Below are 14,562 nucleotides of genomic sequence, written 5' to 3'. Positions count from 1 at the left end.
AGATTATCAAGCTTTAATGAAGCAAGAAAAAGAACTTTCTCCAAAATTTGCCGAACAGAAAACGATTTCCGAACAATTAGGAAAACGAATTTCTGAACTTGAAAAAGAGATTTCAGCAAATGAAACTGTTTTAATTCAATATTTAGCAGATCATCAATTCAACGATTTACAAGAAGTTGAAACTATTTTAGCGCAGGAAATTAATGTTCAAAATAATAGAAATCAGATTCAAAAATTTAGAATTGATTTTGAAACTTTGAAAAATGGAGTAGAAGAATTAGCTTTAAAATTAAAAGATTTTTCTTTTGACGAATCACAGTTTGCTGCTTTGGAAACTCAATTTAAATCTGGTGAAAATGAATTGAAAACCGCAAACGATAATGTGGTAAAACTGACTTCGGAAATCGATCGACTGGAAAAAGAATTTAAGAAAAAAGAGGATCTTTTAAAGGAATTGGCAAAGCTTCAAAGGCGTGCAGATCATCTGAAAACAATGACGAATCTCTTTAAAGGAGCGGGTTTTGTGCAATATGTTTCTTCCATTTATTTAAGACAATTGTGTGATCATGCGAATATTCGTTTCCACCGAATGACCCGAAATCAACTGAGTCTTCAATTAAATGAAAATAATGATTTTGAAATTGTAGATTTCTTAAATGAAGGCAGAAGCAGGAGTGTGAAAACCTTGTCTGGCGGGCAAGCTTTTCAGGTTTCTCTAAGTCTGGCATTGGCTTTGGCAGAAAGTGTTCAGTCGAATGCGCAAGCCGAAAAAAATTTCTTTTTTATCGATGAAGGTTTCGGAACTCAGGATTTGGAATCGGTGAATGTTGTTTTTGAAACCTTAATGAATTTGCAAAAAGAAAACAGAATTGTCGGCATTATTTCCCACGTTGAAGAGCTGAAAGAGAAAATGCCGGTTTCGCTAAATGTTACGAAAGATGATGAACGAGGAAGTTTGATTTGCTTAAATTAAAGAAAGATTGAACTACTGTTTTTAAATAAACAACAAAATGTATTTTCTCGCAAATTTAAAGGACGAAAGAACGCTATAATTTCTTCGCATCATATTCACTTTCATTTCCTAAGCGATCAACTGATTTCACGGCAATCGTGTTTAGTTTTTTGCCATTCTTTGTTAGTGGTAAATGCTTAGAATTATTGCCTTTTTCTAGAATTTCGATTTCCCAAGTGTCGCCATATTTTGCATACAAAATCCATTGAAAAACATTTGGAAGATCCAAAGTATTCCATTTCACATTGACTGAATTATTGCTGTTTTCAACTAAAATATTGGGTTTATCCAGAGGTTTCACTTTGATCCAAGGTGTTCTAGGAATCAATGCTGGTGTTTGGTAAGCATTTTTCACCGCATTGTACATGGCAGAATTTTTTGATAATCCATCGACGCTGTAATGAACAGTTCCCGAATTGTTTTTTAAAATCTGGCGCGTCAAGTTAATTTGTGACACGATTTCTGCGGGACGATCGCTCACGCCATTCAATCCAATGGTGTTCAAACCTGGATAAAGATGGCGTTTTTGGGTGTTTTCACTTTCCCACCAATTGAGTAAAGCGGGGAAACTTTGTGGACCATCGTTTTTCCAATAGAGTTGGGGTGAGAAATAATCCAGCCAACCTTGGTTCAGCCATAATTTGGCATCGGCGTATAATTCATCGTATTGGGAAGAACCTTTGATTCCTTCGGGAAAACCGGGTTTCCAAATTCCAAAAGGGCTGATTCCAAATTGTACATAACTTTTTTCGGCTTTGATCTCATCATGAATTCTTTTGATGAATTTGTTCACGTTTGCACGTCGCCAATCAGCTCGCGAAAGATTTCCACCTGATTTCTGATAGATATTCCAAGTTTTGTTATCGGGGAAATCTTTACCACCATTATATTCTTTATAAGGATAGAAATAATCGTCGATATGAATCGCATCGATATCATATCTTTTCACCAAATCTTTAATTACTTTTGAAGCATGATCTTGGGTTTTCTCGTCTGACGGATCCATCCAATACATTCCATTTCGAAGTTTGATGATTTGGTCCGGCATTTTCTTCACGATGGATTCGTTATTAATCGGTCCACCAGTGGTGTGATGCGCTCGATAAGGATTCAGCCAAACATGCAGTTCCATACCTCGTTTGTGAGCTTCATCAATCCAAAATTCTAGCGGATCGTAAAAAGGAGTAGGAGCTTTGCCAATAGAACCTGTTAAGAAATACGACCAAGGTTCTAAATCACTTTTATATAGTGCATCTGCAGACGGACGAGCCTGAAAAATCACCGCATTGAAATTGGCGACTTTCAATAAATCTAAAATTTTAAGGGCTTCGTCTTTTTGTTGCTGTGTTGTCAAATTATTTTTTGAAGGCCAATTGATATTTGCAACCGTAGCAATCCAAGCGGCGCGGAATTCGCGGTTGACTTCCGGTAAAGCCAGTTTTTCTACCGGTTTTTGCACGATGGTTTTCGGAGGATTGGGTTTTGTGGTAACAACGGGTTTCTGGGTGTTTTTTACAACCGGTTTTTTGGTAGCACAGGAAGTAATGAAAAGCGAAAAAATGATTAATAATATCGTGGATGCTTTTGCAAAGGAATATCTCATAAATAAATTTTAAAGGGAAAATAAATAACGGTTTACTTTTATTAAAATTGTTTGTTTCAAATGATGAAAATTCACTTTAATACAAGTGGAAACGCCAAACGCAAATATATAAAAAGCAATGTTATTAATGGTTTAGATTTAAAAACAAAAAAACTTTAAAGAAGATTTACTTTAAAGTTTTTAATCATTGATCTGAGTAACTTTTACAACCATTTGAAAATTTCTTTAAAAGTATTATCGGGCTGTTCAATCCACGGGAAATGCCCAGACTTATCAAGTAAAATTAATTTTGAGTTCGGTAGATTTCTATGCAATTCTTCTGCAAATTCTGGCGCATTGTTGGTGTCAAATTTCCCATTGATGATGAGCGTTTTTACTTGCAGTTTTTTGAACTGTTTTTGAATATCTAAATATTTCTGTCTTTGGTCAGGTGTTTCAGAATAATAATTGCCATCAATCGGTTTTCTTCTTCCTGAGTCGGAAATTGTCTTTACGATTGGAATTACTTTTTGAAAACTTTCTTCATCATAAGTCCACCATTTTATAGGCGCAGCAGCTAAGTTTCTTCCATTTTTGTCGGTGTCTGTTTTATTCACGTACATATATTCCCAATCTTCAACAACTTGTGAAAACCATTCAGACTCACTTTTTCTTTTATTTTCGGAATCTTTTCTACGTTTAATGGTTTCATCCATATCTCCGATAAAACTTGTTCCGGTTAAAATTAAACCTGAAACATTTTGAGGATGCTCAACCGCATATTGCAATGCAACGGCACTTTGATCAGAATGCCCAAAAAGCCAGATTTTATCAGCACCTAATTTTTTACGAAGCAAATCGATTTCCTTTGATAAGTGATCAATATTATAATCCTCCAATTTTTTAGGTGCTTCCGATTTACCTGTCCCACGCGAGTCATAATAAACCATGGTAAATTGATCTTCGAGAGGTTTTAAAGTCATTTCATACCCAATTTTTCCGGAGTTAGGATGTCCAACAAACATCAATGGTCCTTTTCCTTTTATGGTATATTTTAGATATATCCTATCAATTTTTTCATAGTAATCTCCATTCTCAATTGTTGTTTTTGATACACAGGAAATCATTAATAAGAAAATTAAAACTTGGAAATATATTTTCATCTAAAGTGTTTTGACAGTTTATTTAATCTCAGTTATTAATGGGATAGTTTTTAATTAAAACAGAAGCAGATAGATTTAGTTTCTCCTGCAAATTTCTAATCATATCAAGGGTCAATCTTTTCTTGCGGTTCAATACTTCTGAAGTTTTACTTTTTGAGCCGATGATTTCAACCATATCTTTTTGTTTTAAATCCATTTCTTCCATACGGATTCTAATGGCTTCAATTGGGTCAGGTGCTTCGATTGGGTAATGTTCGTTCTCAAAATTATCAATGAGTAAAGATAAAATTTCTGCTTCATCGCCATCTGGTGTATTTTCTTTTGCATCAAAAATTTCTTCTAATCTTTCTAATGCTTCGAAATAATATTGTTCTGTTTTTATCGGTTTTATATTCATTTTGTTAAATTAAATTTCGTTCGCATCTACTTTATCATATTCGGAATGTGTTCCAATAAATCTAATAAACGCCCATTCTCTTTCGTAATTAAACTTTACTACCAATCGGTAAGAGTTTCCTTTAATGTTAAAAACTACTCGGCTATTTTTCAAAATACTTGCATTGGCAAAATTTTGTTTAACATCATTTGGTGATTTCCAAGAATTAGTTTTTACAATATCAAACCAAGTTTTCAAATATTGTTCTGCATCAGGATGTTCTTCCCAAAACTCTTTTAAAGTTCGCTTTGCAATTATTCTTTTCATATTACAGTACAAATATATAAAAAGTTCCTGAATCAGGAACTTTTAAGATTTTTTTATCTGAACCACATCTTCATTTCATTTTTCAGACCCTCTTCAGAAATAGTTTCATTATTATCGGATTCTTTAATTCTAATTTTTCAATGATAATTAATCTTTCGATGACTTCGTTGATACTAATTTCGTCGGAAAACGTTTCAATCTGTTTTATTAATCGCTCTTTTGTAATGGTCATGACGTGATTTTTATTAATGCTAAACTAACCAATAAAAAAAAAAGAGTCCCAAATTTATTTGGAACTCTTTTATCAATTCGGCTAAAGCCTGTTTTATTTAATAGTCGAAAGATTATCCTTTCGCACCTCTTTCAATACGTTTTCTTTCGTTTTCTGAAAGTACTTTTTTACGCATTCTGATGAAGTTAGGAGTTACCTCAATCGCTTCGTCACCTTGGATGTATTCCATACATTCTTCCAGAGAGAATAGTTGTTTTGGAGCAATGTTACCGTCTTTATCTTTTCCAGATGCACGCATATTGTTCAACTGTTTTGCTTCAACGATGTTTACTACTAAATCTCCTGGTTTGTTTTGTTCACCAATGATCATTCCTTCGTAGATTTCTTCACCCGGATCAACAAAGAATTTTCCTCTATCCTGTAGTTTTGCGATAGAATATTCCGTTGCTGGCCCTTGACCTTTACTGATTAATACTCCAACTGATCTTCCCGGAATGGATCCTTTGAAAGGTTTGTAATCTATGAAACGGTGTGCCATAATTGCTTCACCTGCAGTTGCAGTCAACATTTGAGAACGCAATCCGATTAATCCTCTTGAAGGGATTTCGAATTCCATGTGTTGCATTTCGCCTTTCGTTTCCATGATATGCAAATCACCTTTACGCTGAGTTGCTAAGTCGATTACTTTAGAAGCATATTCATCAGGTACATCAACTACCATTGATTCGTAAGGCTCACATTTAACACCATCAATTTCTCTAATGATTACTTGTGGCTGACCAATGGTCATTTCGTAACCTTCTCTTCTCATTGTTTCGATCAAAACCGAAAGGTGAAGAATACCTCTACCGAATACCAAGAAAGTATTAGCATCGTCAGTAGGTTCAACCTTAAGTGCTAAGTTTTTCTCTAACTCCTTATACAACCTTTCTTTCAGGTGATTAGAAGTTACATATTTACCATCTTTTCCGAAGAAAGGAGAGTTGTTAATCGAGAATGTCATGTTCAAAGTCGGCTCGTCAATCGCAGTTCTTGGCAATGGTTCTGGATTTTCTAGATCTACGAATGAATCTCCAATCTGGAATTTATCAAAACCTACGATTGCACAGATATCTCCGGCTTGAACTTCTTGAACTTTCTTTTTCCCAAGTCCTTCAAATACGTATAATTCTTTTACTTTACCTCTAATTATTTTGCCATCTTCCTGAGCCAAACCGATTGTTTGACCTTCTTTAATTGAATTTCTTCTAATTTTCCCGATCGCAATTCTACCTAAGAAAGAAGAGAAATCCAATGAAGTAATCTGCATTTGCAAGCTTCCTTCGAAAGTTTCTGGTTCCGGAACATATTGAATAATACCATCCAATAAAGGAGTAATGTCATCAGCAGGAGTTAAGCTGGTGTTGAACCAACCTTGTTTAGAAGAGCCGTAGAATGTAGGGAAATCCAATTGTTCTTCTGTTGCCTCTAAATTAAAGAATAAATCAAAAACTTTATCGTGAACTTCATCAGGACGACAGTTTGGTTTATCTACTTTATTGATTACTACGATTGGCTTAAGTCCTAATTCCAATGCTTTATGCAGTACGAAACGAGTCTGAGGCATTGGACCTTCAAAAGCATCTACTAAAAGTAAAACTCCATCAGCCATTTTCAAAACTCTTTCTACTTCACCACCGAAATCGGCGTGACCAGGCGTATCAATTACATTGATTTTCGTGCCTTTGTACATTACCGAAATGTTTTTCGATAAAATAGTAATTCCTCTTTCACGCTCCAAATCATTATTATCCATGATCAGATCGCCTGAATCTGCCTGATTTTCACGGAAAACACTGGTTGCGTGGATGATTTTGTCAACCAAGGTCGTTTTACCGTGGTCAACGTGCGCAATAATTGCGATATTTCTAATGTTTTGCATATTCATTTTTTGACGCTGCAAAAGTAATCTTTTTTCATGAAATACTTTTACAACTTTTTGAATTTAGTAAAATTTTATGTTAAAATTTATAGAAACTTTAATGCTGAACCCAAAAACACCTGTATTTTTTGCTTAATACCAGAATATTACAATAACAAAAGCGACCATTGAAGCCGCTTTGAAATACTATTTAATAAATTTTAGTTCTGCTTTAAATAGCAGTAAACGTCATCTTTTAAATGAACTCTTTTTTTTCGTAAATCTGTTAAATGTTCGTCGGTCGTGTGATTTTGTTCCCCTTCTTCGTAATGCTCAATGAGGGCGTTCACTTCTTCATAATTCACATACATTTTTTTGAAAGCTTCGTCGTTCATTTTAAAATTGTTGATTTTTTCTTCCAGTTCAGGGAATTCGTGGGTGAGGTTGTGATTTTCCATGACTTTAAATATTTAAATTTTTAATACCTTAAAGTTTCGAAAACTTTCGATTTTTTAAAGATGAAAAATATCAGTAATTTTTGCGAATTATTTCAGCAAATCGAGTTCAAGGAGATTATTGTCTTTTGCATTTTTTTCCATCTGCTGTTTCTCGCGGTTTCGAAGAAATTCGTTCATATCTACCATTTTTCCGTCGATATTAACTTTAGCAATTTCTGTTTGTCCTAAAGCGGAACGAACTGATTTGTTAGGATCATTTCTGCTGTCCAAATAAAACTTTTTGTATCCTGAAAGATTCATATTAAGATAATCGCTAGAATCGAAAACGAAATTTTTGTTGGGATCAATATTTTTTATTTCTTCTGGATTTAGGTTTTTAATGCTGCTTAATGAAAAAGAATGACTTTTTGTTTCATCTTCAATTTTCACGATTAAACCAGGCAGACCATGAAATTTGTATGGTCCTTCCTGAATCGGTATTTCAGTGGTAAACCAAGCTGTCCATTTTCTACCATACATTTCTGTTTCTGCTTTTTGAACATTAAATTCACCAATTTTTTGTTTTTCTGCAAGAACTTTCCAATTCATTTTTCTGTCATCTGCAACTTTTAGTTTGGTTTGCCCGATTCTTGTCATCAAAAATGTTTTGAAATCTGGTGATTCTTTAATGATGACATGTCTGAAGAAACCGTTTCTCATGCTGGATTTTACATTCATTGATCCTGTTGCCAAAACTTCTTTTTCTAAATTTACTTTTGCAATAGAATCGCTTTTAAAAACTGTTTCGCTATAGAATTTTGAAAACTTCGGCAGCACTTCTAAAATCATCATTTCGGATTTGATGTCTGCCTGATTGGTAGAATCTGGTACAAAATGGTAGATGTAGCTAAATCGTTGATTTTGTGCGTTTCCCAGCATTGAAACGAAGACTAAAAAGAGTAGGAGTTTTTGCATAAGGAGAATTGTTTTTTTTAAAACTTTGGCATAGTGGGGGAAGTTATTTTTTTGTTATAATTCGAATTTCGTCGTTGAGATTTCCGTTGTGATTCTTTTTGTTGATGAAAATCTTTTCAATTAAATCTGGAGAAAGAGCCTTGAATTCTGTGTTTGCGACCAGTTTTCCGTCGATATAAATTTTAGTACTTTCATTCGGGGAAGTCCCGTTATTTCTTTGTAAAAAGATAATATTTGAAATGTTTTTTGAACCTATGTTTGTGTTTTCTTCTGCATCTTTTATTCTCTTTTGAAACTCTGGAGAATTGATTCCTTTCTCGGCTTCTTCCGCACGTTTTTCAGCGTCTTTCATTCTCTTTTGATATTCAGGAGAATTGAATTTTCTCTCAATTTCTTTCGCTCGTTCTTCTGATCGTTTTATTTGATCTTTGAATTCTTTAGAATTATAGTATTTATCGACTTGGGCATAAAGACCATCCATTTCTTTATAATGGATTTCCATTTTTTTAAAATCATCAGAATTAAAAATATTATTAATTTGTAAGCCTAACTCATTTATACCTAGTTCTAATTTTTTGAATTCTGGATTATCAAAATCTTTATTCAGGCTAAGTTTCCTTAGTTCATCACTTTTCTTTCTCACTTCTTTACTCAGATTTCTAGCTTCATCTGATTTTAACTTCAATGATTCCTTTAATGGACTTATTGCATTATTCTTTTCATGGATTACATTTTGAAGTTTTTTCATCCCTTCTTTATTAATGGTATCATTACTAATAAACAATTGAGGATGTTTGTTATAGAGTTCTGTTCCATCAATTCCGTAAGTAATCTCATTAGAAGTCAATGGGTTTTCCATGATTTTCAAATCAGTGTTTTTATTTGATTTATCGATAGAAACTTGATCCTTTTTCAGTGAGCTGTTTTTGGCAGAAAGGCTATCTTTCTTCATTTCAGAAATGAGTTCAGAAATCTCCAAATTGGTAATTTTAATCTCTTTATTTTTCGCATTTACCAAATACATAAAAGCGAGCGTGAATAATAAAGGCAATGCGAGAATCTTTCGCGCATAACCGAATTTTGTTTTTGATTTTTTTAGCATTGTTAATCTTTTTTTGAGGTTAGAACTAAGAAACGGGCTGGTTGCTTGTAACTCTTTTCCGGAAAAGTGACTCGCTAAAAGCATCTGCGCAAATGCTTTCGTGTCCGAATTTTGTATGGCTTTTTTATCAGCCAGATATTCATGTATTAAATTGATTTCTTTTTTAATCAAATAAAAGAAAGGATTAAACCAAAATAGGGAAGTGATGATTTCAATGAAAATTTTGTCCCAAGAATGTTTCTGTTCGATATGAACCATCTCGTGTTTCAGAATCTGACGCCCTAAATCGGATTGAATTTCTATTGAATTTTTCCAGAATAAATTTTTGAAAAAAGAAAATGGTGCTTCGGTTAAATCGGTTTGGTAGAAACTAATTCCTTCGAAACTTTCTTTGTTGAATTTCTTTTTTAAAATCTGAATTTTAACCAATCCGAAAATTAATTTCGTTAGAAAAAAGACAGCAACAAGTCCAATAAGAAAAGCGCAAATTTTAAAATAAGTGAAATCATTTTTGAATGGAGTTGTAGTGTTGAAATTTTGTAATTTATTGATGAGCAGATAAATATCACTGTTTACTTCAAGGGTAAAATAATTCACTTTCAATAAAGGCAATAACAAACTGATCAATATTGCAGCGAGTAAATAAAACCGATTGTAATGGTGAAAAGTCTTGTCTTTAAGAAACAACCGATAATAAAGAAATGTTACACCGGAACATAAAATAACTTTTCCAAAATATAAAAGAATTGTTTCCATCAGTCTTTGTTTTTAAGTTCATTTAATAATAATTCTAGATCTTCAACGCTTATTTCGTTTTTTTCTACTAGGAATGAAACTGCGTTGGTATAAGAACCTTCAAAATAGTTTTTCACTAAACTTTTCATTGATTTTCCGCTGTATTTTTCTTTTGAGATTAAAGGAAAATATTGATGTTGTCTTCCGAATACTTCATAATCAACGAAGTTTTTATCTTTTAAAACTTTCAAAATAGTAGAAACGGTATTGGTATGAGGTTTCGGTTCAGGAAACTGTTCTAGAATATCTTTGAGAAAGGCTTTTTTCAAATCCCAAAGATATTGCATCACTTGTTCTTCAGCTTTTGTTAATGGAGAAATTTGCATATCACTATTTGTTTAGTGATACAAATGTAGAAATAAATTCTAATTGTACAACTATTTTTATAGTGATGCAATCGAATTTAATATAACTAACTGGTAATCAGTAGTAAAAATTTTATCCTGAAGAAAATTTGATTTTTGTTTTTCTAAGAAAATTTGGTTAAAAATCTTATCTTTGCAATCTTAAAAATTCAAGGTTCAATGTTTAAAATTCAAAGTTTAGAACATTGAACTTCAAACCTTAAACTTTGAACTAAAGATATGAAATGTGGAATCGTAGGATTACCGAATGTAGGTAAATCAACCCTTTTTAACTGTTTAAGCAACGCCAAAGCGCAATCTGCTAATTATCCTTTCTGTACCATCGAACCTAATATTGGGACGGTTTCTGTTCCGGATGAGCGTTTATTTGAATTGGAAAAATTAGTGAAACCCGAAAGAGTTTTACCGGCTGTAGTAGAAATCGTAGATATTGCAGGTTTGGTAAAAGGCGCCAGTAAAGGGGAAGGTTTAGGAAATAAATTCCTGGCAAACATCAGAGAATGTGAAGCTATTATTCATGTTTTAAGATGTTTCGAAGACGGAAATATCATTCATGTCGAAGGAACGGTAGATCCGATCAGAGATAAAGAAATTATCGATATCGAACTTCAGTTGAAAGATATTGAAACCTTGGCAAAATCAGTGGAAAAGGCTAAAAAATTCATCAAGTCTGGTAAAAAAGACGATGTAATGACTTACGAAACGCTTCTTAATTTACAGAAATTTGTAGAAGAAGGTAACAATGCACGTGAATTTGCAATGGATGATTTTGCAACTTCAATCATTTCAGAAGTTCAGTTATTGACCAATAAACCGGTTCTTTATGTTTGTAATGTAGATGAAAACTCTATTAAAAACGGAAATGAATGGATTGCAAAAATCGAAGAAATGGCAGCTAGAGAAAATGCAGAAGTTGTTGTTTTAGCAGCTCAAATCGAAGCTGATATCAATGAGCTCGATACTTTCGAAGAAAGAGAAATGTTCTTGGATGAATTGGGTTTAACAGAACCTGGTGTCAACAGATTGATCAGAAAAGCGTACGACTTACTGAAGTTGCAAACTTATTTCACAGCAGGAGTAAAAGAAGTTCGTGCCTGGACGATTGGAAAAGGCTGGACTGCGCCTCAGGCCGCGGGCGTGATTCACACCGATTTCGAAAAAGGATTTATCCGTGCAGAAGTGATTAAATATGAAGACTTCTTAAAATTTGGTTCAGAAGCCAAAGTAAAAGAAGCTGGGAAACTTTCTGTAGAAGGAAAAGAATATATCGTGCAAGATGGCGATATGATGAATTTTAGATTTAATGTTTAAAGCCATTTTTAGAGAAAAGATCATTCTTTCAAAATAAATTATAAAGCGGACTTCGGTTCGCTTTTTTTTGCCAGAAAGTGGTATTTAAAAAGAAAAAATTACTACTGTTTTTAAACGAGCTAATTTTTGATTTGTATATTTGACTCAAATTTATATTATGACTAAAAAATTACTTTTGGCTTCTGCGCTTGGATTAGGTGCATTTTATTATGGGCAAACTATTGTATTTGAAGATAATTTCAACGATCCTGCAAAAGTCGCTTTATGGGCAAATACAGACCGCGATGGTGATGGTGAAAAATGGGAATTTTATAATGCTGAAGAAGATGAAATGCCAGCTTTTACTGGCGATTTTGCGACTTCCTGGTCTTGGTTTCTTGAAGCTTTTACACCAGATAATACCTTAACAAGTCCTGCTTTTGCTTTACCGAATGAGGAAGGAAGTATCACCCTTAAATTTAAAGTGGGTGCTTTTGACGAAGAAATTTTTGAAGAACATTATGCAGTTTATGTGATTTCGGCAAACTCAACTTTTACAGGGACTGAAACACCGGTCTTTGAAGAAACTTTAGATGCTGGTTACACGGAAGTTGCCAAAAGTATTTCAGTTGATATTTCGGAATATGCTGGGCAGCAAGTTCAATTGGTTTTCCGTCATTACGACTGTACAGATATTGCCTTCATTGGTTTGGATGATGTGGAAGTAAGTTTTGAAGAAAAAATGGCTGTTTCTGCAGTGAATAAAAATTTAATTTCAATCTATCCAAATCCGACTTCAGATTTTATTAAAATTCAGAATGTGAAAGGTTTACAATCGGTTCGTATTTTTGATATGAGTGGGAAAAAAATCAAAGAAACTTCTTCTGCTGATATTGATGTTAGAAATCTTTCTGCCGGACAATATATTTTAAATATTTACAGTGGGAATGAGGTAATATCAAGAAAGTTCATCAAAAAGTAATTCTTAATATACTACAGATTTATTTAAAGTGAAAGTTAATTCTTTCACTTTTTTCATGTAATGAAAGTTTAAATATTTGTTAAACAATATTTTAAAAACGATTTTTAATGAAGAGTATTTGTAACTTTAATTAAAATTAAAACGATGGAAAAGAAAATCGCAGTTTTAGTGGGCAGCTTAAGAAAAGAAGCATTCAGTAGAAAAATCGCCAATGAATTGATTCGTCTTGCTCCCAAAACTTTAAAAATGGAAATGGTAGAAATTGGCAATTTACCACTTTATAATGAAGATTTAGATGTTAATTCCCCTAAAGAATGGATGAATTTTAGAGAAACGATTAAGAATTCTGATGGTGTTCTTTTTGTTTCACCGGAGTATAACCGAACGATTCCCGGAGGTTTGAAAAATGCGATTGATGTAGGTTCTAGACCACCCGGAAAAAGTGTCTGGAAAGGAAAGCCTGCCGCCGTTGCAACAACTTCACCTGGTGCACAGGGAGGTTTTGGATCCAATCATAATATTCGGCAAGCAGTTGTTTTTCTAGATGTTCCGATGATGCAGCAACCAGAAGCTTACATCAGTAAAGTACATGAATTATTCATGGCAGACGGAAAAACAGTCAACGATAAAACTGAAAATTTCCTGAAAGATTATATGCTGGCTTTTGAGAAATGGATCAATCATTTTTAAAAGTAAAGAAGAGGATTATCTTAAATTAAACTGAAGCTTCAATTATAAAGTAGAAGTCCTAATTTTATTAATAATAGAAAGTTAATTAAAACTTTTCCACAAAATTTTAGAAATCAAATTCGTTTCGCTATTTTTGTGAGATACTGATTTTATTAAACAGTTTCTACCTAAATATGAGCGAAAATACTACTGTTAATTATTCCGAAGATAATATTAGAACCCTCGATTGGCAAGAGCATATCCGACTTCGACCGGGAATGTATATTGGTAAATTAGGCGACGGTTCTTCGGCCGACGATGGAATCTATATCTTGCTCAAAGAAATCATCGATAACTCCATCGATGAATTCGTAATGAAATCCGGGAAAAGAATCGAAATAAAAATCGACGATGGTAAAGCAATTATTCGTGATTATGGACGGGGGATTCCTTTAGGGAAAGTAGTTGACGCCGTTTCTAAAATGAATACCGGTGGAAAGTACGATTCCAAAGCCTTTAAAAAATCAGTAGGTTTAAATGGAGTAGGAACCAAGGCAGTAAATGCGCTTTCGGAGTTTTTTAAAGTAAAATCAATCCGAGACGGAAAAGCTAAAATTGCAGAATTTTCAAAGGGACTCATTACTCAAGATTTCGCAGAATCTGAATCTTCAGATCGCAACGGAACGGAAATTACTTTTATTCCGGATACGACGATATTTACACATTTCAAATTTAGAAAAGAGTATATCGAGAAAATGCTCAAAAATTATTGCTACCTGAATCCAGGTTTGAAAATAGTTTTTAATGGCGAAACATACTTCTCCGAAAATGGATTAAAAGATTTATTGAATGAAGAAATTGAGGGAGAAATCATCTACCCGATTGTTCATTTAAAAGATGAAGATATTGAAGTTGCCATCACCCATTCGGATAAATCACAGTCTGAAACCTATTTTTCTTTCGTCAACGGACAAAATACAACGCAAGGTGGAACGCACTTAAATGCTTTCCGGGAAGCGTATGTGAAAACCATTCGCGAATATTTTAATAAAAACTTTGAAGCGGCTGATATCCGTAAATCGATTATTGCGGCGGTTGCCATTAAAGTAATTGAGCCTGTTTTTGAATCCCAAACGAAAACAAAATTGGGTTCTAATGAAATTGAGCCCGGAAAAGAAACGGTAAGATCTTTTATCACTAATTTTTTAAAGAATAAGCTCGATAATTTCCTGCATCAAAATCAAGATATTGCAGAAGCGATTCACCGGAAAATCATTATTTCTGAAAGGGAAAGAAAAGAACTTTCGGGGATTCAGAAATTAGCGAGAGAAAGAGCGAAAAAAGTTTCACTTCAC

Annotated in this window: 15 protein-coding genes; 5 read left to right on the top strand and 10 right to left on the bottom strand. The window is 33.5% G+C overall.

Features of this window, described 5'->3' with window-relative positions; genetic code table 11:
* The coding region (locus WBY99_RS06315; RefSeq protein WP_423975484.1) for an SbcC/MukB-like Walker B domain-containing protein at window positions 1–973 on the top strand (973 nt) is incomplete at its 5' end.
* A gap of 73 nt (window positions 974–1,046) precedes the next feature.
* On the opposite strand, the gene WBY99_RS06310 is transcribed toward WBY99_RS06315, so the two are convergent.
* The 10 genes from WBY99_RS06310 to WBY99_RS06265 all read right to left on the bottom strand — a co-directional run bounded on the left by WBY99_RS06310 (window position 1,047) and on the right by WBY99_RS06265 (window position 10,227).
* Window positions 1,047–2,615: a glycoside hydrolase family 10 protein gene (locus WBY99_RS06310; RefSeq protein WP_423975483.1), complete on the bottom strand. Its 1,569-nt coding sequence runs from the start codon at window positions 2,613–2,615 to the stop codon at window positions 1,047–1,049.
* 203 nt (window positions 2,616–2,818) lie between these two features.
* Complete coding sequence (locus WBY99_RS06305) at window positions 2,819–3,757, bottom strand: alpha/beta fold hydrolase (protein WP_423975482.1); 939 nt, start codon at window positions 3,755–3,757, stop codon at window positions 2,819–2,821.
* Between the two features lie 28 nt (window positions 3,758–3,785).
* Entirely contained in the window at window positions 3,786–4,154 is a 369-nt protein-coding gene (locus WBY99_RS06300; protein WP_423975481.1) for a helix-turn-helix domain-containing protein, read from the bottom strand.
* Between the two features lie 9 nt (window positions 4,155–4,163).
* Window positions 4,164–4,460, bottom strand: coding sequence for a type II toxin-antitoxin system HigB family toxin (locus tag WBY99_RS06295; protein ID WP_423975480.1), 297 nt, complete (start codon window positions 4,458–4,460; stop codon window positions 4,164–4,166).
* An 82-nt stretch (window positions 4,461–4,542) separates the two neighbouring features.
* Window positions 4,543–4,692 carry a hypothetical protein gene (locus WBY99_RS06290; RefSeq protein WP_423975479.1) on the bottom strand — a complete coding sequence of 50 codons (150 nt, stop codon included), beginning with the start codon at window positions 4,690–4,692 and terminating at the stop codon, window positions 4,543–4,545.
* A gap of 112 nt (window positions 4,693–4,804) precedes the next feature.
* Entirely contained in the window at window positions 4,805–6,613 is a 1,809-nt protein-coding gene (gene typA / locus WBY99_RS06285; protein ID WP_423975485.1) for a translational GTPase TypA, read from the bottom strand.
* 200 nt (window positions 6,614–6,813) lie between these two features.
* Window positions 6,814–7,050 carry a YdcH family protein gene (locus WBY99_RS06280; RefSeq protein WP_423975478.1) on the bottom strand — a complete coding sequence of 79 codons (237 nt, stop codon included), beginning with the start codon at window positions 7,048–7,050 and terminating at the stop codon, window positions 6,814–6,816.
* A gap of 87 nt (window positions 7,051–7,137) precedes the next feature.
* Window positions 7,138–8,004, bottom strand: coding sequence for a GLPGLI family protein (locus WBY99_RS06275; protein WP_423975477.1), 867 nt, complete (start codon window positions 8,002–8,004; stop codon window positions 7,138–7,140).
* Window positions 8,005–8,047: 43 nt separating this feature from the next.
* Window positions 8,048–9,862 (bottom strand): M56 family metallopeptidase, encoded by a 1,815-nt coding sequence (locus WBY99_RS06270; protein ID WP_423975476.1) that lies wholly within the window; start codon window positions 9,860–9,862, stop codon window positions 8,048–8,050.
* Window positions 9,862–10,227, bottom strand: a complete 366-nt coding sequence (locus tag WBY99_RS06265; RefSeq protein WP_423975475.1) for a BlaI/MecI/CopY family transcriptional regulator — start codon at window positions 10,225–10,227, stop codon at window positions 9,862–9,864. The genes WBY99_RS06270 and WBY99_RS06265 overlap by 1 nt, the downstream gene beginning before the upstream one ends.
* 258 nt (window positions 10,228–10,485) lie before the next feature.
* On the opposite strand from WBY99_RS06265, the gene ychF reads away from it, so the two are divergent.
* From ychF to WBY99_RS06245, 4 genes are all read left to right on the top strand, one after another.
* Entirely contained in the window at window positions 10,486–11,577 is a 1,092-nt protein-coding gene (ychF, locus tag WBY99_RS06260) for a redox-regulated ATPase YchF (RefSeq protein ID WP_423975474.1), read from the top strand.
* Between the two features lie 157 nt (window positions 11,578–11,734).
* Window positions 11,735–12,538, top strand: a complete 804-nt coding sequence (locus WBY99_RS06255) for a choice-of-anchor J domain-containing protein (RefSeq protein ID WP_423975473.1) — start codon at window positions 11,735–11,737, stop codon at window positions 12,536–12,538.
* A 144-nt stretch (window positions 12,539–12,682) separates the two neighbouring features.
* Entirely contained in the window at window positions 12,683–13,228 is a 546-nt protein-coding gene (locus tag WBY99_RS06250; protein WP_423975472.1) for an NADPH-dependent FMN reductase, read from the top strand.
* A 173-nt stretch (window positions 13,229–13,401) separates the two neighbouring features.
* Window positions 13,402–14,562: ATP-binding protein (locus WBY99_RS06245; RefSeq protein ID WP_423975471.1), on the top strand; the 1,161-nt coding region annotated here is incomplete at its 3' end.

The organism is Kaistella sp. (assembly GCF_049588135.1).
In the GTDB taxonomy this organism is placed as follows: Bacteria; Bacteroidota; Bacteroidia; order Flavobacteriales; family Weeksellaceae; genus Kaistella.
Note: the sequence above shows the minus strand (reverse complement) of the source record. Positions and strands in the feature narration are given on the sequence as shown.